The 21,758-nt window shown below is 58.1% G+C and carries 17 protein-coding genes; 6 read left to right on the top strand and 11 right to left on the bottom strand.

The genetic code is table 11. The features are described from left to right. Both ACTWLJ_RS23025 and ACTWLJ_RS23020 read right to left on the bottom strand, forming a co-directional pair. Entirely contained in the window at window positions 1–960 is a 960-nt protein-coding gene (locus ACTWLJ_RS23025; protein ID WP_003218556.1) for an AAA family ATPase, read from the bottom strand. 270 nt (window positions 961–1,230) lie between these two features. Next, window positions 1,231–1,584, bottom strand: coding sequence for a hypothetical protein (locus tag ACTWLJ_RS23020; RefSeq protein WP_445178586.1), 354 nt, complete (start codon window positions 1,582–1,584; stop codon window positions 1,231–1,233). 504 nt (window positions 1,585–2,088) lie between these two features. On the opposite strand from ACTWLJ_RS23020, the gene ACTWLJ_RS23015 reads away from it, so the two are divergent. Further along, entirely contained in the window at window positions 2,089–6,960 is a 4,872-nt protein-coding gene (locus ACTWLJ_RS23015) for an NAD-glutamate dehydrogenase (protein ID WP_445178585.1), read from the top strand. A 170-nt stretch (window positions 6,961–7,130) separates the two neighbouring features. On the opposite strand, the gene ACTWLJ_RS23010 is transcribed toward ACTWLJ_RS23015, so the two are convergent. The 4 genes from ACTWLJ_RS23010 to pdxR form a co-directional block, all read right to left on the bottom strand. After that, window positions 7,131–7,844: an ATPase gene (locus tag ACTWLJ_RS23010; RefSeq protein WP_445178584.1), complete on the bottom strand. Its 714-nt coding sequence runs from the start codon at window positions 7,842–7,844 to the stop codon at window positions 7,131–7,133. A gap of 229 nt (window positions 7,845–8,073) precedes the next feature. Further along, a complete protein-coding gene (locus tag ACTWLJ_RS23005; RefSeq protein WP_445178583.1) occupies window positions 8,074–8,475 on the bottom strand; it encodes a cupin domain-containing protein in 402 nt (133 codons plus the stop codon). A 238-nt stretch (window positions 8,476–8,713) separates the two neighbouring features. Then, complete coding sequence (locus ACTWLJ_RS23000) at window positions 8,714–9,007, bottom strand: antibiotic biosynthesis monooxygenase family protein (RefSeq protein ID WP_445178582.1); 294 nt, start codon at window positions 9,005–9,007, stop codon at window positions 8,714–8,716. A gap of 122 nt (window positions 9,008–9,129) precedes the next feature. After that, window positions 9,130–10,563: a MocR-like pyridoxine biosynthesis transcription factor PdxR gene (pdxR, locus tag ACTWLJ_RS22995; protein ID WP_445178581.1), complete on the bottom strand. Its 1,434-nt coding sequence runs from the start codon at window positions 10,561–10,563 to the stop codon at window positions 9,130–9,132. Between the two features lie 311 nt (window positions 10,564–10,874). On the opposite strand from pdxR, the gene ACTWLJ_RS22990 reads away from it, so the two are divergent. Beyond that, a complete protein-coding gene (locus tag ACTWLJ_RS22990) occupies window positions 10,875–11,315 on the top strand; it encodes a carboxymuconolactone decarboxylase family protein (protein WP_445178580.1) in 441 nt (146 codons plus the stop codon). A gap of 78 nt (window positions 11,316–11,393) precedes the next feature. On the opposite strand, the gene ACTWLJ_RS22985 is transcribed toward ACTWLJ_RS22990, so the two are convergent. Then, window positions 11,394–11,738 (bottom strand): hypothetical protein, encoded by a 345-nt coding sequence (locus tag ACTWLJ_RS22985; RefSeq protein ID WP_445178579.1) that lies wholly within the window; start codon window positions 11,736–11,738, stop codon window positions 11,394–11,396. A 249-nt stretch (window positions 11,739–11,987) separates the two neighbouring features. On the opposite strand from ACTWLJ_RS22985, the gene ACTWLJ_RS22980 reads away from it, so the two are divergent. The 3 genes from ACTWLJ_RS22980 to ACTWLJ_RS22970 are packed head-to-tail and all read left to right on the top strand — an operon-like array spanning window position 11,988 to window position 14,130. Further along, window positions 11,988–12,611, top strand: coding sequence for an STN domain-containing protein (locus ACTWLJ_RS22980; protein ID WP_401212471.1), 624 nt, complete (start codon window positions 11,988–11,990; stop codon window positions 12,609–12,611). Next, window positions 12,608–13,153, top strand: coding sequence for a sigma-70 family RNA polymerase sigma factor (locus ACTWLJ_RS22975; RefSeq protein WP_445178578.1), 546 nt, complete (start codon window positions 12,608–12,610; stop codon window positions 13,151–13,153). Before ACTWLJ_RS22980 ends, ACTWLJ_RS22975 begins: the two co-directional genes overlap by 4 nt. A gap of 38 nt (window positions 13,154–13,191) precedes the next feature. Continuing rightward, window positions 13,192–14,130 (top strand): FecR family protein, encoded by a 939-nt coding sequence (locus tag ACTWLJ_RS22970; RefSeq protein WP_445178577.1) that lies wholly within the window; start codon window positions 13,192–13,194, stop codon window positions 14,128–14,130. A gap of 1,124 nt (window positions 14,131–15,254) precedes the next feature. Here ACTWLJ_RS22970 and ACTWLJ_RS22965 read toward each other — a convergent pair. Further along, window positions 15,255–15,863 carry a prepilin-type N-terminal cleavage/methylation domain-containing protein gene (locus tag ACTWLJ_RS22965; protein WP_445178576.1) on the bottom strand — a complete coding sequence of 203 codons (609 nt, stop codon included), beginning with the start codon at window positions 15,861–15,863 and terminating at the stop codon, window positions 15,255–15,257. Further along, complete coding sequence (locus ACTWLJ_RS22960; protein ID WP_401212459.1) at window positions 15,860–16,312, bottom strand: GspH/FimT family pseudopilin; 453 nt, start codon at window positions 16,310–16,312, stop codon at window positions 15,860–15,862. Before ACTWLJ_RS22960 ends, ACTWLJ_RS22965 begins: the two co-directional genes overlap by 4 nt. Window positions 16,313–16,431: 119 nt before the next feature. Between ACTWLJ_RS22960 and ACTWLJ_RS22955 the strand changes: the two genes are divergently transcribed. Further along, window positions 16,432–16,863, top strand: coding sequence for a type II secretion system protein N (locus ACTWLJ_RS22955; RefSeq protein WP_445178575.1), 432 nt, complete (start codon window positions 16,432–16,434; stop codon window positions 16,861–16,863). Between the two features lie 209 nt (window positions 16,864–17,072). Here the strand turns inward: ACTWLJ_RS22955 and ACTWLJ_RS22950 are convergent, their stop codons facing one another. After that, on the bottom strand, window positions 17,073–19,034 hold the full coding sequence (locus tag ACTWLJ_RS22950; RefSeq protein WP_445178574.1) for a UvrD-helicase domain-containing protein: 1,962 nt from the start codon (window positions 19,032–19,034) through the stop codon (window positions 17,073–17,075). Beyond that, the gene (locus ACTWLJ_RS22945) at window positions 19,031–21,337 is read right to left on the bottom strand and encodes an AAA family ATPase (RefSeq protein ID WP_445178573.1); all 2,307 of its coding nucleotides are present in this window, start codon (window positions 21,335–21,337) and stop codon (window positions 19,031–19,033) included. Before ACTWLJ_RS22945 ends, ACTWLJ_RS22950 begins: the two co-directional genes overlap by 4 nt. Window positions 21,338–21,758: the final 421 nt, after the last annotated feature.

The following is a 21,758-nucleotide window of genomic DNA, read 5'->3' as shown; positions in this document are numbered from 1 at the left end:
TCAAGCGACGGCTACGACGTCGAGAATCCGCTGCACCACCCGATCCTGGTCGATGCCCGCTGCTTCAGCTTCAAACGACAGGATGATGCGGTGACGCAACACGTCGAACAGCACTGCCTGAATATCTTCCGGGCTAACGAAGTCGCGACCGGCCAGCCAGGCGTGAGCCCGGGCGCAACGGTCGAGGGCAATCGAGCCTCGCGGGCTGGCGCCATAGGCAATCCACTCGGCCATCTCCGGATCGAACTTGGCCGGGGTGCGCGTGGCCATGACCAGTTGCACCAGGTATTCCTCCACCGCGTCAGCCATGTACAGACCGAGGATTTCCTTGCGCGCGGCGAAGATCGCCTGCTGGCTGACCCGGCGTTCGGGTTTGGTTTCGCCGTTCAGCGCTTCGCCACGGGCCTGTTGCAGGATACGCCGCTCAACGGCGGCGTCCGGGAAACCGATCTTGACGTGCATCAGGAAGCGGTCGAGTTGAGCTTCCGGCAGCGGATAGGTGCCTTCCTGCTCGATCGGGTTCTGCGTGGCCATCACCAGAAACAGCGGCGATAGCTCATAAGTGCTGCGCCCGACGCTGACCTGACGTTCAGCCATCGCTTCGAGCAATGCCGACTGAACCTTGGCCGGGGCGCGGTTGATTTCGTCCGCCAGTACCAGATTGTGGAAGATCGGCCCTTGCTGGAACACGAAGCTGCCGGTTTCCGGGCGATAGATTTCGGTGCCGGTGATGTCCGCCGGCAGCAGGTCTGGGGTGAACTGGATGCGATGGAACTGGGCTTCGATGCCCTCGGCGAGTTCTTTGATCGCTTTGGTCTTGGCCAGGCCCGGGGCGCCCTCGACCAGCATGTGGCCGTCGGCGAGCAGGGCGATGAGCAAACGCTCGATGAGCTTTTCCTGGCCGAGAATCTGCGTTGAAAGAAAGGTTCGCAGCGCCAGTAGCGCTTCACGATGTTCCATCGGTGACTGTTCCTGGAAAGGGTGGCCACGGGCGTTCGAATAATGCCGGGGCTGGGGGCGTTACTTTAATCCATCGAGGGGGGTGGCGACTAACGGCATTTTTCGCAAAGTGCGGGAAATGACCGCAGGAGTTGTTGGATTTTTGTAGCGCCGGGGAGGGGCGGTGTTCTTTCGGGCCTCTTCGCGAGCAAGCTCGCTCCACATTTTGAGCGGCGTACATCCGTCAATGTGGGAGCGAGCTTGCTCGCGAAGGGGCCAGCCCGGACACCATCAAATCTGGCTGATAAAGGTGCCAGTGCCATCAAGGATGTTCTTCAGGGTTTCTTCAACTTCCGCCAGATCCGCTGCATCCGTGCTGTGGGTGATCTCCAGCACATCATCGCCATTCAGCGCATCGGCATCGCCGGCAGCAATTTCGATCTTCAGCAGGGTCGAGGTCAAAGTGACCTTCACGCCATCAAGGGTCGAAGGCTCGCCATCCAGGGTGATTTCCAGTTCGTCTTCGTCCGGGTAGCGGCTCATCAGGAACATGTCGCCCTTGTCGCTGTGACAGCAGAGCATGGCCATGTTGTCTTCTTCGTCGTCGCACGGGTTGACGATCAATAGGGCGGTGGTCATTTGCATGGGAAATTCCTGATTCGACAGGCGTGGTCAACGCCGAAAACGCAATTCTGCCAGTCCGGGGGAATTTCTGCATGAACGACTGTCAGACAAGGGGCGTGAACGCTCAGAGTGTTGCTGGTCATTTCTAGTACCAGAATGTTGCAAAACCGCTCTGAAAACACCCGTTGCGCCCCGTGGCTGCTAGTGTTGTTGCCCAGCAAAGGTCGCTGTTTACGTGCCGATGACCGAATATGTCGCAGCACCGCAAGCAGACACATTGTCGCACCCATTAAGCTGCGCAACGGATGAGCACCCGTAAAGACATTGTCGGCAGCCCCGGCAGTCGTTTTTGCAGATGCCCATTCAATGGAAGGTGAATGTGACCTGAGTGTCTCGTCCAGCTTCACCCACCTGTCACCCTGTTTCCTCTGCCCGAGAATCAGGAACAGGGCGACGGAGGCCCCGAAAAGGGGTTTTGCAAGCGACGCTTTCCATCAATAACAAGCCCCAAGCGGAGTACCACAGATGGCGTTCTTCACCGCAGCCAGCAAAGCCGACTTCCAGCACCAACTGCAAGCGGCACTGGCGCAGCACATCAGTGAACAGGCACTGCCACAAGTGGCGCTGTTCGCTGAACAATTCTTCGGCATCATTTCCCTGGACGAGCTGACTCAACGTCGCCTCTCCGACCTCGCTGGCTGTACTCTTTCTGCGTGGCGCCTGCTTGAGCGCTTCGATCACGCGCAACCGCAAGTGCGCGTCTACAACCCTGATTACGAACGCCACGGCTGGCAGTCGACCCACACCGCGGTCGAAGTCCTGCACCACGACCTGCCATTTCTGGTCGATTCGGTCCGTACCGAACTGAACCGTCGCGGCTACAGCATCCACACCCTGCAAACCACCGTGCTCAGCGTACGTCGTGGCAGCAAGGGCGAGTTGCTGGAAATCCTGCCGAAAGGCACCTCCGGCGAAGGCGTATTGCACGAATCGCTGATGTACCTGGAAATCGACCGCTGCGCCAACGCGGCCGAATTGAATGTACTGAGCAAAGAGCTGGAACAGGTTCTCGGTGAAGTCCGCGTCGCGGTCGCCGATTTCGAGCCAATGAAAGCCAAGGTGCAGGAAATCCTCACCAAGCTCGACAACAGCAAGTTCGCCGTCGATGCCGACGAGAAGACCGAAGTCAAAAGCTTCCTGGAATGGCTGGTGGGCAACCACTTCACCTTCCTCGGCTACGAAGAGTTCGTGGTCACCGATCAGGCCGATGGCGGCCACATCGAGTACGACCAGAACTCGTTCCTCGGCCTAACCAAACTGCTGCGCACCGGCCTGACCTACGAAGACCTGCGCATCGAAGACTACGCGGTGAACTACCTGCGCGAACCGACCCTGCTGTCGTTCGCCAAGGCTGCGCATCCGAGCCGTGTACACCGTCCGGCTTACCCGGACTATGTGTCGATCCGCGAGATCGACGCCGACGGCAAAGTCATCAAGGAACACCGTTTCATGGGCCTCTACACCTCCTCGGTGTATGGCGAGAGCGTACGGGTCATCCCGTTCATCCGCCGCAAGGTCGAAGAAATCGAAACCCGTTCCGGCTTCCAGTCCAAGGCTCACCTGGGCAAGGAACTGGCGCAGGTTCTCGAAGTGCTGCCGCGTGATGACCTGTTCCAGACTCCGGTCGACGAACTGTTCAGCACCGTGATGTCGATCGTGCAGATCCAGGAACGCAACAAGATCCGCGTGTTCCTGCGCAAAGACCCGTACGGTCGTTTCTGCTACTGCCTGGCCTACGTGCCGCGCGACATCTATTCCACCGAAGTACGCCAGAAAATCCAGCAAGTGCTGATGGAACGCCTGAAGGCTTCCGACTGCGAGTTCTGGACCTTCTTCTCCGAGTCCGTTCTGGCTCGCGTACAGCTGATCCTGCGTGTCGATCCGAAGAACCGTCTGGACATCGACACGCTGCTGCTGGAAAAAGAAGTGGTTCAGGCCTGCCGCAGCTGGCAGGACGACTACGCCGCACTGACCGTTGAAAGCTTCGGCGAAGCCCACGGCACCAACGTGCTGGCTGACTTCCCGAAAGGCTTCCCGGCCGGCTACCGCGAGCGTTTCGCTGCGCATTCGGCCGTGGTCGACATGCAGCACCTGCTGAGCCTGAACGAAAAAAATCCGCTGGTGATGAGCTTCTATCAACCACTGGGTCAGGTCTCCGGTCAGCGCGAACTGCACTGCAAGCTGTATCACGCCGACACGCCGCTAGCGCTGTCCGACGTGCTGCCGATTCTGGAAAACCTCGGTCTGCGCGTGCTGGGTGAATTCCCGTACCGCCTGCGTCACACCAATGGCCGCGAGTTCTGGATTCACGACTTCGCGTTCACTGCCGCTGAAGGTCTGGACCTCGACATCCAGCAACTCAACGACACCCTGCAGGACGCGTTCGTCCACATCGTCCGTGGCGATGCCGAGAACGATGCATTCAACCGTCTGGTTCTGACCGCCGGCCTGCCATGGCGCGACGTTGCGCTGCTGCGTGCCTACGCCCGTTACCTGAAGCAGATTCGTCTGGGCTTCGACCTCGGTTACATCGCCAGCACCCTGAACAACCACACCGACATCGCTCGCGAGTTGACCCGGTTGTTCAAGACCCGTTTCTATCTGGCGCGCAAGCTCACCGAAGACGATCTGGAAGACAAGCAACAGCGTCTGGAACAAGCGATTCTGACGGCTCTGGACGATGTTCAGGTGCTCAACGAAGACCGCATCCTGCGTCGTTACCTCGACCTGATCAAAGCCACACTGCGTACCAACTTCTATCAGACTGATGCCAACGGCCAGAACAAGTCGTACTTCAGCTTCAAGTTCAACCCGCATGCGATCCCTGAGCTGCCGAAGCCAGTGCCGAAGTTCGAAATCTTCGTCTACTCGCCTCGCGTCGAAGGCGTGCATCTGCGCTTCGGCAACGTTGCCCGTGGTGGTCTGCGCTGGTCCGACCGTGAAGAAGACTTCCGTACTGAAGTCCTCGGTCTGGTGAAAGCCCAGCAAGTGAAGAACTCGGTCATCGTGCCAGTGGGTGCGAAGGGCGGCTTCCTGCCGCGTCGTCTGCCACTGGGCGGCAGCCGTGACGAGATCGCGGCCGAGGGCATCGCCTGCTACCGCATCTTCATTTCCGGTCTGCTGGACATCACCGACAACCTGAAAGACGGCGCACTGGTACCGCCATTGAACGTGGTTCGCCACGACAATGACGACCCGTACCTGGTAGTCGCAGCGGACAAGGGCACTGCGACCTTCTCCGACATCGCCAACGGTATCGCCATCGACTACGGTTTCTGGCTGGGTGACGCGTTCGCTTCCGGTGGTTCTGCCGGTTACGACCACAAGAAAATGGGCATCACCGCCAAGGGCGCGTGGGTTGGCGTACAACGTCACTTCCGCGAACGTGGCATCAATGTTCAGGAAGACAGCATCACTGTGGTCGGCGTCGGCGACATGGCCGGTGACGTTTTCGGTAACGGTTTGTTGATGTCCGACAAGCTGAAACTGGTCGCGGCTTTCAACCACCTGCACATCTTCATCGACCCGAACCCGGAAACCGCTTCGAGCTTCGCTGAACGTCAGCGCATGTTCGATCTGCCGCGTTCGTCGTGGTCGGATTACGACACCAGCATCATGTCCGAAGGCGGCGGTATCTTCTCGCGCAGCGCGAAGAGCATTGCCATCTCGCCACAGATGAAAGAACGCTTCGACATCCAGGCTGACAAGCTGACCCCGACCGAACTGCTGAACGCCTTGCTCAAGGCGCCGGTAGACCTGTTGTGGAACGGCGGCATCGGTACTTACGTCAAGGCCAGCACCGAAAGCCACGCCGATGTCGGCGACAAGGCCAACGATGCTCTGCGCGTGAACGGCAACGAACTGCGCTGCAAAGTAGTGGGCGAGGGCGGTAACCTCGGCATGACCCAACTGGGTCGTGTGGAATTCGGTATCAATGGCGGCGGTTCCAACACCGACTTCATCGACAACGCCGGTGGCGTTGACTGCTCCGACCACGAAGTAAACATCAAGATCCTGCTGAACGAAGTGGTTCAGGCCGGTGACATGACCGACAAGCAGCGTAATCAGCTGCTGGCGAGCATGACCGACGAAGTCGGCAATCTGGTGCTGGGCAACAACTACAAGCAGACTCAGGCCCTGTCCCTGGCGGCCCGTCGTGCCTACGAGCGGATCGCTGAGTACAAGCGTCTGATGAGCGATCTGGAAGGCCGTGGCAAGCTGGACCGTGCCATCGAGTTCCTGCCGACCGAAGAGCAGATCAACGAACGCCTTGCAGAAGGCCACGGCCTCACGCGCCCTGAGCTGTCGGTGCTGATTTCGTACAGCAAGATCGACCTCAAGGAGCAGTTGCTGGGCTCGCAGGTGCCGGACGACGATTACCTGACTCGCGACATGGAAACGGCTTTCCCGCCGAGTCTGGTGAGCAAGTTCTCCGAAGCCATGCGTCGTCACCGCCTGAAGCGCGAGATCGTCAGCACCCAGATCGCCAACGATCTGGTCAACCACATGGGTATCACCTTCGTTCAACGACTCAAAGAGTCGACCGGCATGAGCCCGGCGAACGTGGCGGGCGCTTACGTGATCGTGCGTGACATCTTCCACCTCCCGCACTGGTTCCGTCAGATCGAAGCCCTGGATTACCAGGTTTCCGCCGACGTACAACTGGAGCTGATGGACGAACTGATGCGTCTGGGCCGTCGCGCTACGCGCTGGTTCCTGCGCGCTCGCCGTAACGAGCAGAATGCTGCCCGTGACGTCGCGCACTTCGGTCCGCATCTGAAGGAGTTGGGCCTCAAGCTCGACGAACTGCTGATCGGTCCGATCCGTGAAACCTGGCAGGCCCGTTATCAGGCCTACGTTGAAGCCGGTGTTCCGGAACTGCTGGCGCGTATGGTTGCGGGCACCTCGCACCTGTACACCCTGCTGCCGATCATCGAAGCCTCCGACGTCACTGGCCAGGACCCGGCAGAAGTGGCCAAGGCCTACTTCGCCGTGGGCAGTGCGCTGGACATCACCTGGTACCTGCAACAGATCAGCGCTCTGCCGGTTGAAAACAACTGGCAGGCTCTGGCCCGTGAAGCGTTCCGTGATGATGTCGATTGGCAGCAACGTGCGATCACCATCTCCGTCCTGCAACAGGGCGACGGCACTCAGGACGTGGAAGCACGTCTGGCGCTGTGGATGGAACAGCACGAAGGCATGATCGAACGCTGGCGCGCGATGCTGGTCGAGATCCGTGCAGCGAGCGGCACCGATTACGCCATGTACGCAGTCGCCAACCGCGAACTGCTGGACCTGGCGTTGAGCGGTCAAGCGGTAGTGCCAGCCACTGTCTGATTGAGCGTTGAATGAAAAAGCCCCGGTATCGAGAGATGCCGGGGCTTTTTTGTGGCTGAGGGTTTTTTGTCGTCTGATCTGGCCCTATCGCTGGCAAGCCAGCTCCCACAGGTATTGCGAACACCACAAAAACTGTGGGAGCTGGCTTGCCAGCGATGAGGCCCTAACTATCAATACACCTTAGACTGTTGATTAGTATCAAGCATCGACACTTTAGCTGACGACCTGGTCAATAAATTACCGAGCGACTGGTCAAACTTTTGCAACGCCCGAACTTGCACATCTTCCTGCTGATTAATATCCGAAACAATCTCCTCCGAACGCTTGAAGTCCGCCCAGACTGGCGTCAATTCTTTCGCATCCGAACCTTTGGCGGTCCCGATATAGTTAAACTTCGCATCATAAAAATCCGCGCTCACATCCGCCTTGATGTCGGAACTGCGCGAGGTCATCAACTGGCTGTGGGTATCAACAATCGCCACCACATCCGGGTGTGCCGCACTCATGCTCTGCATGTCCGGATACACCGTGACCGAGCCGAACTGACGTTGTAGCGAGGCCTTGACCCAATCCACTGCCATGTCCGGTTTGGAGGTGGCGACATAGGCGTCGTGGATCGGCTGCACCAGCAGGCTCTGGCCGAAACCGGTGCCGGCGTTGGCTTGATAGTCGCGCAGGTATTCACGATTGGTCTCGGTGCTCGGGCTGTAGACGATGCCCAGCGAAACGCCGGGACCGCTTTTAACCTGAGCGGCGCTGCTGCGTCCCACCGGCTGGGTGAAGAGGCTGTCGAGTGACGACACCGCTTTTGGCGCGGTGGGTACTGAACAGGCCGACAAGGCTAAAACCGATAACGCCAACGTACTGGCTAACGCAAGTTTCATGGTGTCTCTCCTGCGAATTAACTTCAATCGGAAAGTCGGAGTTGCCGCTTATGGTCGGCAGTAAATTCAGACTAAACCCGCGAAGCTGTTAGCAAGCTGACAATTTGGCGAGTTATAACCCGCGCCATAGTTTTATTTGCTGTAACCGAAAGTTGTTAATTGCGCCGGGAAATAAAAAGGCGCAAATCACCGATTTGCGCCTTTTTATTTATGGCTGGTTAAACAGTCATCAGTTTTTCAGGGGGATCAACACTTGCTCGTCCGGTGACAGCACCATGAACACCAGCAGCTTGGCAGGTTTGGTCTGACTGGCGTTTTTCGACACCAGGTGCGCGGAGCCGGCCGGCTCGTACCAGAACTGGCCTTTCTTGTAGGTGATCGCCTGTTCGCCTTTGACCTGGGAGATGACTTCGCCTTCGAGCACATAGGCCATCGCAGTGCCGTCGTGTTTGTGCGCGATGGAGGACTGGCCTGGTTTGTAATCGACTTCGATCATCATGGCTTTTTTGCCCGGCACGTTTTTCAGGGCCTGATCCTGCAGGATCGTGACTTTCTCCGAAGGATCGTGGGCGAAGGCCGAGGCGCATACGGTCAGGGCGAGGGCAGCGGTGAGGGCGTGCAGGATTTTCATGGTGGTCACCTGAGGAATAGGGGATGTCGGTGACCACAGTAGTCCGCGAGGCGGGGCATTCAAACGGCCAATATTCTGGAAGATCAGGTGACCAATCAAAAACAATTGTGGCGAGGGAGCTTGCTCCCGCTGGGGTGCGCAGCGCACCCAAAAACAGGCTAACCGAAATATCACGTTGACCGGATTGGCGTCTGCTGCGCAGCCGAGCGGCAGCAAGCTCCCTCGCCACAGGGGCGCTTTACACGATAGGGAAGCTGTTGAAATCGACGCTATTGGCCAGTCGGCTATCAATCAGGTCGATAAACCCCTGCGCCTCGGGCCGGGAGAAGTGCGCCTGCATTGCCGCTTCCGACTGCCAGTGCGCGCTCACCGTCCAGCGGTGGCTGTCCTCGGGGCAGCGGTCGACCATATAGGAGTCGCAGCCTGGCATCTCGCGCAGGGTTTCGACGATCTTCTGCAACTGCTTGCCGAGTTCTTCCGAACGGCCGGCGGCAGCCTGCACCTGTACGGTGTTGATCACTTCGTGGGACATTGCTCACACTCCTGAATCAGGCCGGACGAATCCTGCTCACTGAGGGATAACGCCTGTGCAGAATAGGCCTGCACCCCGCGATCACCAATAACCAATCAGCGGTTAGTTGGTTAGACCAATGCTCAGGCGACCTGCTGCAGAATGTCGCGCAAGCGGTCCAGCGCGATGTCGATGTCCAGCGTCTCGATTGCGCCGAAACCGAAGTACAAACCGCTTTTCGCCGGTTGCTGGTAATAAAAGCCACCGATCTCATACAGCCCGACCTCGACCTTTTTCGCCAGTTCGATCACCAGCGGCAGATCAATCGGCACCTTGCACAGCACCGCCATGTGGAAACCGGCGGCGGACGGCACAGCGTCAAGCCACGGCGACAGGTCAGTGGCCATGCGCGCCAGAATCCGCTCACGGCGCTGGGCGTAGATCGCGTGGCAGCGGCGGATGTGTTTGAGCAGACAACCTTCGGCAATGAACTTGGCCAGCGCCCATTGCGGCAGGGTCGAGGCGTGCAGGTCGGTGAGTTGCTTGGCGCGGATCACCGCTTCGAGAATCGCTGGCGGCAGGATCGCGTAGCCCAGACGCAGCTCGGGCAACAGGGTTTTCGAGAAGGTGCCGACGTAGGCGACGATGCCGCGTAGGTCGAGACTGTGCAGCGAATCCGTCGGACGGCCTTCGTAGCGGAATTCGCTGTCGTAGTCATCCTCAATGATGATCGCGCCCAACTCGTGGGCACGGGCCAGCAAGGCCTCGCGGCGCGCCTGACTCATCGGCATGCCCAGTGGGAACTGGTGCGACGGCGTCACGTAAATCAGTCGCGTGCACTCGGGAATGTGCTCGACTTGAATCCCCTCGGCATCCACCGGAATCCCGACCACCGTCGCGCCGTGAGTGCCGAACAGCAGCCGCGCCGGCGGATAACCCGGGTCTTCCATGGCCACCAGACTGCCGGGGCGTATCAATACGCGAGTGATCAGGTCCAGCGCCTGTTGCGCGCCGTTGCACACCACAATGTCTTCGTCCTGACAGTTGATCCCCCGGGAAAACGCGATGTGCCGGGCAATCGCATTACGCAACGCCGGCAAGCCTTCGGGCACGCTGTAGAAACCCTTGGACGCCGCCATTTGCCGCATCGCGTGCGAAACACAGCGCCGCCAGTCATCGTGCGGAAACTGCCCCTTGCTGGTGGCGCCGCCGATGAAGTCATAACGCAACGAGCCTTGCAGCGTCGGGTGCCGCAGGAACACCGGCAGGCTGCGCCAGCTCTCGATCACCTCGGCGCTGGCCAGTTCCGAATGCGACTGTTTGCGCTGGGTCTGCGCCGGACGCGCATTGACGTAGGTGCCTTTGCCGATCACTCCGGTGAGGAAGTTTTCGTAGGTCAGTTGCGCGTAGGTATCGGAGATGGTCTTGCGCGAGATGCCCAGTTGTTCGGCGAGCAAACGGCTGGGCGGCAACTGGGTGCCGGCGGTCAGGCGCCCGGATTCGATGGCGCCACGCAGTTGTTGGTACAACTGACCGGCGAGATCCTTGCGGCCGTTGATCACGACATGAAGTTCCATACCGACGCGGCGCTCCGAGGGCAGTTGAAGTGTCGGCCAGATTACTCCCGTTTGGTTGTGGGGCAGTAGTTGCGCAGTACAAATACCAAAAATTGGCGCAATCCCTGTGGGCTCGGGCTTGCCCGCGATGGGGCCACCAGATCCAGAATCAATGTCGGCAGATACACCGTCATCGCTGGCAAGCCAGCTCCCACAGGATTTGTGTGTGTCCGGGAATCAGTGGAGTAGCGCTTTTCCGTGGAATTGGGGCTGTAACGTCGGCTTATCAGCGCTTAACGTGATAATCAATCTAAGTCCCATGAGAACCGCCCATGTCCCCGCGCCTGGATTACTACAGCGCATCGCCCAAAGCCATGAAAGCGATGATCGCCATGGAGGCGTTGACCAGCAACCTGAGCATCGAGGCGCCATTGCTGCAACTGATCAAAATTCGCGCCTCGCAACTCAACGGCTGCGCGTTCTGCACCGACATGCACTCGGTGGATGCACGGCGGGCCGGGGAGAGTGATCGGCGGCTGTATGCGATTGTGGTCTGGCGCGACAGCGGCTTCTTCAACCCACGCGAACGCGCGGCGCTGGCGTGGGCGGAGGCGGTGACGCTGTTGGCGGAAAGCCATGTCCCGGACGAGGTTTACCGGCAGGCCCGCGAGCAATTCAACGAAGGCGAACTGGTCGACCTGACCATGGCCGTGACCACCATCAACAGCTGGAATCGCCTGGCAGTAAGCTTCCGCCAAACCCCAAGCGACTAAAGTTCACACCATCCTCGTGGCGAGGGGATAAATCCCCTCGCCACGGGTGTGTGAGTTCCCTCCCTGCAGGTGGGTGAGTCATTTATTGATGAGTGGAGAGGTTCCCGTGTTGGCTGGTGGGCGCTGCGGTTTTACCGAGGTGCCGAAGGTGTTGCCCATCCGCGTGCTGGTCGCGGCAGGCGTCGCCAGGCCTACCTGATTGGGCTGGCGTTTGTTCACTGGCACATTCAGCGCTTCCTGATTCTTTTGCTCGGCGGCCGCGCCTTCAGGGTTGTTGCCCATCTGCTGGCTCAGACAGTCGTAATTCGGCGCCTTGTAACCGCCGACAGTCACTTCCACGCAACCCAGCGGTTCTTCGGCGTAAGCGGCCGTGAGCGCGCTCAACAGCAGTCCGCCAAGGGCGATTCTCCACAGTGATTTCATACAGGCCTCCTGGCCGGCCCGAGTGGGCCGCTCTAGTGATTGAGTCTAGTGCAAGCCTTGCGCAATTCCCGTGATGGTTTTTTTGCACCGCCCGTCACACCAGAGTCATAAACAGCCATCAGGATGACGGTTTTCAGGGGTACGTCAGTCGTGCATCGAGGCAGAGCCAGGGACGGTATTCAGCGTTCAGCGAGTCTTGTGCGTCAGGGGTGCCTGGGGCTGCTGCTTGTTTTGGTGGCACGCAATGCCATGGCTGATGCCGTGCCGTCGCAGTTGCGCATGACGTTGCACATCCCGGCGCAGGAACTGTCGGCAGCGCTGGATCAGTTCAGCCGCGCCACCGGCATGGCGGTGCTGGTCGACAGTCAGTTGAGTCGCGGCCGTCGCTCGTTGGCAGTGGACGGCGAATACACCGCCGGCCAGGCCTTGCGTCATTTGCTCGGCGGCAGCGGCCTGATGGCCAAGTACGCCCGCGACGATGCGTTCACCTTGCAGGTGGCGCAGGTCGAGGACGTGCCCACGCCGATGGAAAAACCGACCGCTGCCAGCATCGCGGTCAGTCGTAATTACGCGACGGCGGTGCAGACGGCGATTGAACGCAATCTGTGCCGTTCGCCGCTGACCCGTCCGGGCAGTTATCGGGCGGTGTTGCAGGTTTGGGTCGGGCGCGATGGCGTGGTGCAGCACAACCGTTTGGTCACCTCGACCGGCGACGTGCGGCGTGACGCGGCGCTGGTGGACAGTTTTCGCAATCTTCGAATCGACCGGCCGACGCCCAGTGCCTTGCGTCAGCCGGTCACGTTGCTGTTGTTACCGGAATCGTCAGGGAAACGCATGGAATGCAATCAGTGGGAAGGAGTTTCCGGGGGATGAAAGACACCGGACCGGGTTCGATGGTCAATCTGTTCCTGACGTCCTACGAGGACTTTCGGGTGCGCCTGCGTCGCCGTCTCGGCTCGGAGGATCTGGCCAACGACGTGCTGCACGAAACCTACCTGCGGGTCGACCGCATGGAGACGCCGCCGAACATTGCGCGGCCGAATGCCTACCTCTATCGCATGGCGCTGAACATCGCCGCCGACCGACGTCAGGCCGATGCACGTCTGCTCACCGGCAGTGAAGTCGAAGAGCTGTTGCAGATCGGCGACGAGGCCCTCGACCCGGCGCGGGTGGTCGGCGGGCAGAAGGAAATCCAGTCATTGCTCAGTGCCCTTTATGAGCTGCCAGCGCGTCGTCGCAGGATCTTCATCGCGGCGCGGCTGGAGGAAGCGCCGCATCTGGAAATCTCGCAACGCTTCGGCATTTCCACGCGCATGGTCGAGAAAGAAATCAAAGCCGCGCTGGGGCATTGCGCCGCCCGGCTGGAAAGAAAAGTGTTTCAGCGGTTCGGTCGCGGCGCCGGAAAACCGTCTTGAGAAAAGAAGCCCGATTAATTCGCTGAGAATCTGCGCGTTTGAACATCTTTCGACTGACACCTGCCGAGCCAACGGCTGCCGAGCGTCTGCAAAGCGAAGCCCGTGATTGGTTGATCTTGCTGACCTCCGGACGTGCCACGGTCGCCGACGCCCGGGCGCTGCGCCAATGGTGTGCGCAAAGCCCCGAGCACGCGCACGCTTTCGAGGAATGCAAAGCCATGTGGCATCTGCTGCAACCGGCCGCTGAACGTTTGCAGGCGCCGCGCAGGTTCGGGCGTCGGGCGTTTCTCGGTGGGGCGATTGCGGCGTCGGCAGCGTTTCTTTTGGTGCGCGGGACGATTCCGGGTGGCTTTGAAGGGCTTGGCGCTGATTACATTACCGAGGTCGGGCAGCAGCGGCGCGTCGAGCCGGCGGATGGTGTGAGCCTGGAGCTGAACACGCAGACCCGGATCAATCAGCGTTCGGCGGATGATGGTGTGCAGGGTTTTGAATTGCTCAGTGGGGAAGTTGAGGTGCAGACCGCGCGGATTCCGCTGGCGATGCAGGCTGGCAGTGGTTGGCTGCGGGCGAGTCAGGCGCGGTTCAATCTGCGTAATACCGATCAGCAGGTTTGTGTGACGTGTCTGGATGGTTCGGTTGATGTGAGTGTTGATGGCCGTAGTCTGCGTCTTGAGGCGGGGCAGCAATTGACTTATGACGCGCGGCAGATTGGCAGTGTGCAGAGTGTTGATACGGCGGCGGTGATGAATTGGCGGCAGCAGGTGTTGGTGTTTAATGGCGCGACGTTGAGTCAGATGATTGATGAGATTAATCGCTATCGGCCGGGGATGTTGTTGTTGCTTAATCGTGAGCTGGGTCAGCGGCGGGTGCAGGCGCGGTTTAGTCTCGACCAACTCGCGGGCGTCGCACTGCTGATCCGCGATGCCTACGGCGTTAAATGCACCGAGTTGCCTGGTGGGGTTGTCGTTCTCAGCTAATCCTCCGTTGGAGCTGCGGCACGCTGCGATCTTTTGATCTTGGGCATTGTGGCGTTTTGGCGGATTTTGGGGGGCTTATCCGTTGCTGCGGTGATGGCTGCTTAGGGTTCCGCCCTTACGGCGGGTCACCTTTTCCAAACGCCGAAAAGGTAACCCAAAAGGCTTTATCCTGACGTTCGGCCCGCTCGCTGGGGCTCGGGGTTCCTTCGCTCCGGGATTCATCCGGGGGCATCGCCTACGGTTTGCTGCGCTGCACCTCCTCTCGATGCATTTGGCTGCGCCAAACGGCGCTGCGCGCCCACCCCCGGATAAATCCCTCCACTCAGCCTGCCGACGGACCTTCAGATCAAAAGCTGCAGCCGAGCTAACGCTCATCCTGTTGAGTGGTGGTGGAGCGAAGCGGCACGTGGCGGCCTGACAGCCGACCAGTCTCCAACTGCCTGCCCCAATCCAACTGTGGGAGCTGCGGCACGCTGCGATCTTTTGATCTTGGCGTTTTGGCTGATTTTGGGGGCTTATCCGTTGCTGCGGTGATGGCTGCTTAGGGTTCCGCCCTGACGGCGGGTCACCTTTTCCAAACGCCGAAAAGGTAACCCAAAAGGCTTTGTCCTGACGTTCGGCCCGCTCGCTGGGGCTCGGGGTTCCTTCGCTCCGGGATTCATCCGGGGGCATCGCCTACGGTTTGCTGCGCTGCACCTCCTCTCGATGCATTTGGCTGCGCCAAACGGCGCTGCGCGCCCACCCCCGGATAAATCCCTCCACTCAGCCTGCCGACGGACCTTCAGATCAAAAGCTGCAGCCGAGCTAACGCTCATCCTGTTGAGTGGTGGTGGAGCGAAGCGGCACGTGGCGGCCTGATAGCCGACAAACTCCAACTGCCTACCCCCAATCCAACTGTGGGAGCCAGCCTGCTGGCGATGGCGCCCCACCAGACAACCAATCTCTAACTGCCTGCCCCAATCCAACTGTGGGAGCTAGCCTGCTGGCGATGGCGCTCCACCAGCCAACCAAACTCCACCTGACTGCCCCCAATCCAACTGTGGGAGCCTGGCTTGCCAGCGATGACGGCCTGCCAGTCAACCAATCTCTAACCGGTATTCTCATACCCAGAAAACAGTCAGCTCTCAGTCCAACGGCCCAACCACCTGCCGATATTTCTCCACCCCCTGCGCCGTCTGCCGCGTCAGGCGAATCTCCAACCCCAACGGCTCCTCCCGCCGATTACCACTCAACTGCCGCCAGCCCTTATCCACCTCCCAAACCCGCACCTGCACATCACTCACATCATTCAGCACCGCAACCCCGCCAGTCGGCGCCGGCAACGGATAACGACTCCGCGCCGCAGCAACCGCACGATACAAAGTGTCGCCCTTGACCCACCATCGCACCCGCTGCAAAGCCCCAGGCTGATCCGCAGCGCTACGAATAATGTCCAAACGAAATCCCTTGCTGTCACTACTACGCACAGTGATCGCAGGCGGAGCACTGGGAGCCTCATCATCAACCCCAACTTTCCTCGGCTCACTCAACTCAACCCCCGCCCGCATATCAACATCGCGCTGCAACTGATTCAGCGTCCGCAACAAACTGTCACTCTGCTCGCCGCTAGCCTGCAAATGACTGTCAGCCCGAGTCACACTGTCCAGCCCGCGCCAGGCAATCAGACTCACCACCGCCATCAACAAAATCGCGACCATCACCTCAATCAGCGTAAACCCTTGTTGGTTCTTCATTGCACACTGATCCGGCCAGTGGCGTCACGCAGCACGCTTAGACGATTGAGCCCATCGGACAAGGTCAACTGCAACGGCGGGTTGATCCACTCGGCGTTCAACACGACTTTCTGTTTCGGTTCCACGCGCACATCGATTTTCGGACTCTGCCAGGTGCGCGGACGCAATTGCCCGTCATCGCTGAAATGCTCGAAACCCTTGCCGCTGTCACTCCGACGGCTGAACCGAAACCCCTTGGCATCACTCAGCCAGACAATCGGCCGACCATCCGCCCGCGCTTCGGCCTGCGCCACTTGCAGCAATTGCGCCACGCGGTCGGCGTCCTTGCGCAGCAACTGCAACGGATCGGGCTTGATGCTCAGGCTGATCGCCGCACTGGCGATGCCGATAATCACCAGCACCACCATCAACTCAATCAGGGTGAAACCGTGCTGCTTGTCCACGTTCATCGGATGCGCGCTCCTTTGCGTCCTGCTCATGCTGCACGGCGAACATGTAAGGCGTGTGAAATAAAACCGTGAGAATTGCCGTGTAGGCTGCAAACAGGGATAAAAAGGAGATTCAGCCCATGAGATTCACCGCACGCTTTTCCCCACCGCAAATGATTCAGGCCGCCGCAATGCTCGCGGCGCTGGCCGGCGTGGCGACGTGGTCATCGCTGCTGCTGACGTCCGCCGAATCGCATACCCCGGCAGCCGCCCCGCAATTGCTCGCGGCACGCAGTGACAGCCCGGCGTTGCAGTGGTTTTCCAATCAGACGGCGCCGGTGGATATCAAGGTGAGCGGGGTGATGGCGGGGAGTCGGGGGGCGGTGGCGATTCTGAGTTTGAACGATGGGCCGCCGAGGAGTTTTTTGCAGGGGGAGCGGGTTAGCCCGGGGGTGAAGTTGTTGGCGGTGGAGGGGGATGGGGTGGTGATTGAGCAGGGTGGGGAACAGCGGCGGCTGGTGCTGGATAGGTTGCCGGAAGGGCCGGTGTTGCCTAGGCTGACGAGGCCATGATTTGCAGGGTTTGAAGTCAGTGATTTTTTTGCCGTTTAGTCGGGTACCAGTTCAAGTGCCTCCGTAGAAGAGAGCAGGCAGCAAAGAGTATTCGTGGTCACTTTTGGCAAGAAGCGGACGGCCTTTAATATCCGCTTTCCACCAAAAGCTGTCACTCGTCCGAACAAATCGTATTAGCCAGACGCAACAATCCAAGGACACTCGTGACCTCAGCTAGTCTCAAATTGAATTGCTTCAAACTCCTCATCAACAAACCAGCCGCTAGTTTCAATTCGGGCGAGGGCCGCTGTGGGATCAGACGACCAAAGCACAAGGGCCAGCGATTCTTTAGCTCGACTGCAAGTGACGTACAGCAGGCGCAACGTACGGTCGATAGCCGTTTCCTTACCCTTTCCTATGTTTTCCCTGTCAGTTTTACTGAGCCCCGCACCACCAAAAATTTTGTCGTAGGAGATCTGATTGCTACCAGCTAGCTTGTCGTCCATCACTACCATGACATGCAAGAACTCAGAGCCTTTAACTACTTGGTGTGTAGCTAGCAACGAATTCCCAGCTAGGTAGGTGCGATACTTTTGCAACTGATTCCAAGGGCAAGCGAACAGAGCGCACCAGCCGCGACGCATCCGGTCTTGTTTGGATTCGTCTTCGCCTCTTCCCGGAGTCGGAGGAGGCGGCGACTTGTCCATATAAGCCTCCATTAGGCGATGATCAATATCAAATAGATTCGCCCGCAGGACTGGCTCAAGCACGTCTTCTATTGTTGCAACTGGATTAGCACAGGCGGCGGCGAAACTCTCAATGGCTTTAAGCATCTCGTTGGTATGGCTTGCTCTCTCTTCCGGGTTCTCTGGCATCTGATCTAGACGACCGAAACGCCTGAAAACTTCTGTGGCCCTGAACTCATCAACAACATTTTCAGCATCAGCACACGCCTCTAGTTGGGCTAGTTCATTAAATAGAACCTGTACGGCAGCGGGGCCTTTGTTTTCGCCGCTTCCTGTAGGCGCAGCAGCATTCGGATCAAGTAGAGCCATAGCACTGTAAACATCGAGAAACGAGCCTCGCGTTGCGACAAGTTTGTGCTCCAAAGCGAGCGTCTGATACCCGCTCTGGCCCCAGGCTACAGATCCGCTCGCTTCTAGCATCTGCTCTGCGCACCAACGTTCACCGAGCACCTTATCGTCCGAGGAACGCGACGTGTCACCGACGAAAATCCGGACAATCCCACCCGTTTTTTCATTTCGATGCTGCTGTTCCACTCCGTTTGCAGGCTGAGTCCGACCCTCAAGCTTCGCGCCCCATATTTTGTTTATGAGGGTGACAACTCGGCGCTGGCTACGATGGTTCATTTGCAGTTCCGGCGTCGCCCAGTTCGACGGTACCAAACTTGGTAGGTCAATGTGCCCGTCCTGGTAGATGCGTTGCCTGTGATCACCAAGCAAGCCGAGAGTAAGACCTCTCCCCCTTGGCTCCGCAAGCTCCATCAAAACATCCAGCATCCTCTTCGTCGTATCCTGTGATTCATCGATGAGTACGATGGGGTGCCGGTCTTTGAGGATGATCTGGAGCGTAGGTCTTTCCCTGAGGAGCCAAGCAGTTGCGTCAAGGACGTGCTGATGAGCAAGTGCACCGGGGCCATACGTCTCGCGATCCGGGTGGTAAAGAAACACATCCGTAGCTCTGAACGCCGCAATGTCATCCTTGATTTCATCTAGGTCCCGCTGTTTTGCCGGCGTGATTCCTCTCGGTTTCTCTAACGCTTCAGCCGTTTCCTTTTGAAGTTGAGCTTCCTTGAGTGCTATGAGCGCCGTGCGAATGTCATCATTGAACCCGCTGATGAGCTCCCAGCAGAACGCATGGATGGTAGAAACACCCACCAAATCGTTATCTCCGAGGCGACTCTTGATGACTGAGACCGCATTTTTCGTATATGTCACCACACGTATCGAGCGTCCATGCATCCGCAGACGCCGAGCGAGCTGACCGCCTTTCTCATGTTCTACGACACCAGTCATCCGCCGCAACACTTCTACTAGCGTACGTGTCTTCCCTGACCCGGCGCCGGCGAAAAGGAAGTAGCTGCGCGCTGGATTCTCAGTGAGATAGCCGCAGATTTCTTCGACAACTCCAGCATCGATATTGTTGTCAGTAAAAATGGGAGCCTCACTCATCGCCTAGACTCCTGGCCTGGCTCTAATTGCGTCTGCAGCCAAGCTAATGCATCAGCAATGTATTTTGGACATACGACCGGCTCACCCGAGGAAACCCTCTCGAAAATGCTTGCAGCAAAGTCACCTTTATTAAACGAACTGTGCATCAAGGTATGAAGCGCGCCTAACAGCTCTGAGGCACTTGTGGCCTCGGCAACTTTCTTTGCGACTGATGCAAGTGCCCCCGTGGGCACTTCAACTTCCGCACCTTCCTCATCAACCTTCTCATTCATCAGTTCCTTGAACCAGGGAATGTTCGTAAGGACGAGTGAGTCTTCAAAAGTGCTAGGCCAGTTGCCGTCCGCTTCGGATATAGGTAATTGCCAAGCGAATCGCACAACGCAATCTGCAATCTCAGTCCAGACCAACTGGGCGTCTGTGGGGCTCTTGAAATCATCAAGTTGCTGCAGCTTAGGATGCCAGCCACGAAGAGTTGGATTGCCACAGTGCAGACCTACTTGTCCCATGTTCGCAACCGCGACGAGTTTTTTGGTCGGGTCGCCACTCTTCGTCAGCTTTCCGTCTTTTTCCTCGGCTGGGTCTATGTCGGTAATGATGACTGTAGGAATTCGAAGCTTCTCAACGAGCGGTTTGAGCCGATGGGCATGACTTCCCCCGATGTCAAGAAAAGACACGTACCGGCTGTTCAATGCATTGAAGTCGCGCTCGATGAAGAGCGGTACAAGCATACGTTCCGCAACGCCCTCTACGAAAATAGCCGCGTTAGCAAACAACAGGTCCGTGTGCTGAACGCGGAAGTAGCGTTCAGCAAACTGGCGGGTCTTTTTATCATTACCAAAGACCTGCCCAAGATTGACTACCTCAGTCGTCGGCATCGGACTCTCCGCACTCTTCGCGATACGGCGCACGTATCGGAGCCGGTCAAAGCTTTCAGCGTGGGCAAGATGACTTGAATGAGTACTGATGAGTAATTGACTTTTGAGTCCCGACGCGTCCTTGTCATTCGGACTGATGAGGTTGTGCGCCTTTCCCGGAAAAATCCGCTGAACTTGAACGTGGAGGTGCGCTTCAGGCTCTTCGATCATTACCAGATGAACGGGGGCAGGAGAACCTTTTTCAGGCTTGAGTCGGGCTGCTTTGAAGGAAACCAACTGATAGCTGAGGGACTGGAGATTTTGATATCCGAGTCCGATAGAGTACTCAGGTAGAAGTTCTTCAAGTGATTCTTTTTGCATGCTGTATTGGACAGCGGTTCCATGGTCAAGCAGGTCCGCTGTTTGGATGCGGGTACGAAAGCGAATCTCCTGAGGATCATGCAGTCCTGGATAGCCCAGCTCCTTCACTTCCTCAACGGAGTCTGCAATGGCGTCATGAATCTTCTTGTCTAGCTCTCTCTGCGCCTCAGCGACAGCCTTGATAAGATCTGCGCGGTGACCGTGTCCGGTGCTGGCGACGTTCAAGTGCTGTCTGGCAAACTTGAGAAGTTGGTTAGAAAACATGCCGACCCGATGTGGTCCCGAGGCAGAGCGTGAATCTGCTTCTTCGCTTCCAAGTCCACGTTGAGCGGCGACAAAATCAACACGAATCAATCTCGACAGGTACTTGCGTTCAATTGGACAAGCATCTGCAAGTGCCTGAGTCTCGTAGGTTGAGAAACTCGTCAACGGGTTGTTTTCAGCGTCTAGCTTGTATGCGCGAACTTGGCCGAGCTTCGATGGTTCTCGTAGCCAGAAATCAAGAAGGTCGATAGGCCACGCAAGCGAATCTGCCCCCATATCTTTTATTGGCGAACGCGCAATGTGATAAGTCCAGGCCAGTTGCTTGATCTCATCAATGCTCGCTGCGGGCTCGAGCTTGAGGCGAACGCCGACTGCGCCGCCCTTCCAACTGAGCTTGGAAAGAAATGGTGCGACATAGTGGTACATTCCAGCCTCGGCATCGAACCACAGGTCCAAGGTAGGCATGGCCCCAAGAAGTATCTGAAGCTGCTTATCCCACTGATCTTCTGACCCATCTACCGTTGAGGGGTCTTCAGTAAGCGATTCCCAAGCCTTGCCAAGCTCTCGCAGTTTCGGCCACTGCGACAGGCTGATGTCGAAAGCACCAAAGGGGGATCCATCTGCAAGGAAGTGACGCAGGGCAGCAAGAATCGAAGTCTTTCCGCTGTTGTTAGCACCGACCAAAATAGTGGTGCTTTGGTCAATGTCCACTTGAACTTTACCCAGCCTACGAAACTGACAAAGCTCGATGAATCGAAGCTTGATGTTGCCGGATGCTGGGACCATCGGGGCTGCTTTTGGCATTGACACGCCTCCATGCGAAGTATTGGATACCCGATGTACAAATGGCCGGGCGTCGAAACAATCCTACACGTGATTGATGGCAACAAGCCATGTCGTCACACGATATAGCGGTTGAACGCTGAAGTGATAAGGGGGCGGATCTATTTAACGCGGAGACGACGGAATCAGGCCTCGATAAACACCAACGTTTAAAAAGAAATCTCCAGACACTCACTCAGGCTACACACCCTTGCGCCTTTGCCTACAGCTACGCCAGAATCCGCCGGCTTGTGTGCCTTGAGGGTGAGTTCTATTGTGGTCGGGTCGCTGACGAATCAGTGATCGGATTTGACCGTCCGCCCAACATCAAGGCGCGCCAGCGTTCTGCACGTGTTCAGGTATTGTCTGAAATCATGTCGCGGTGGCTGTGCGTGGGACACCT

This window comes from Pseudomonas sp. McL0111 (assembly GCF_052567255.1).
This window is presented reverse-complemented; position numbering and strand designations above follow the sequence as displayed.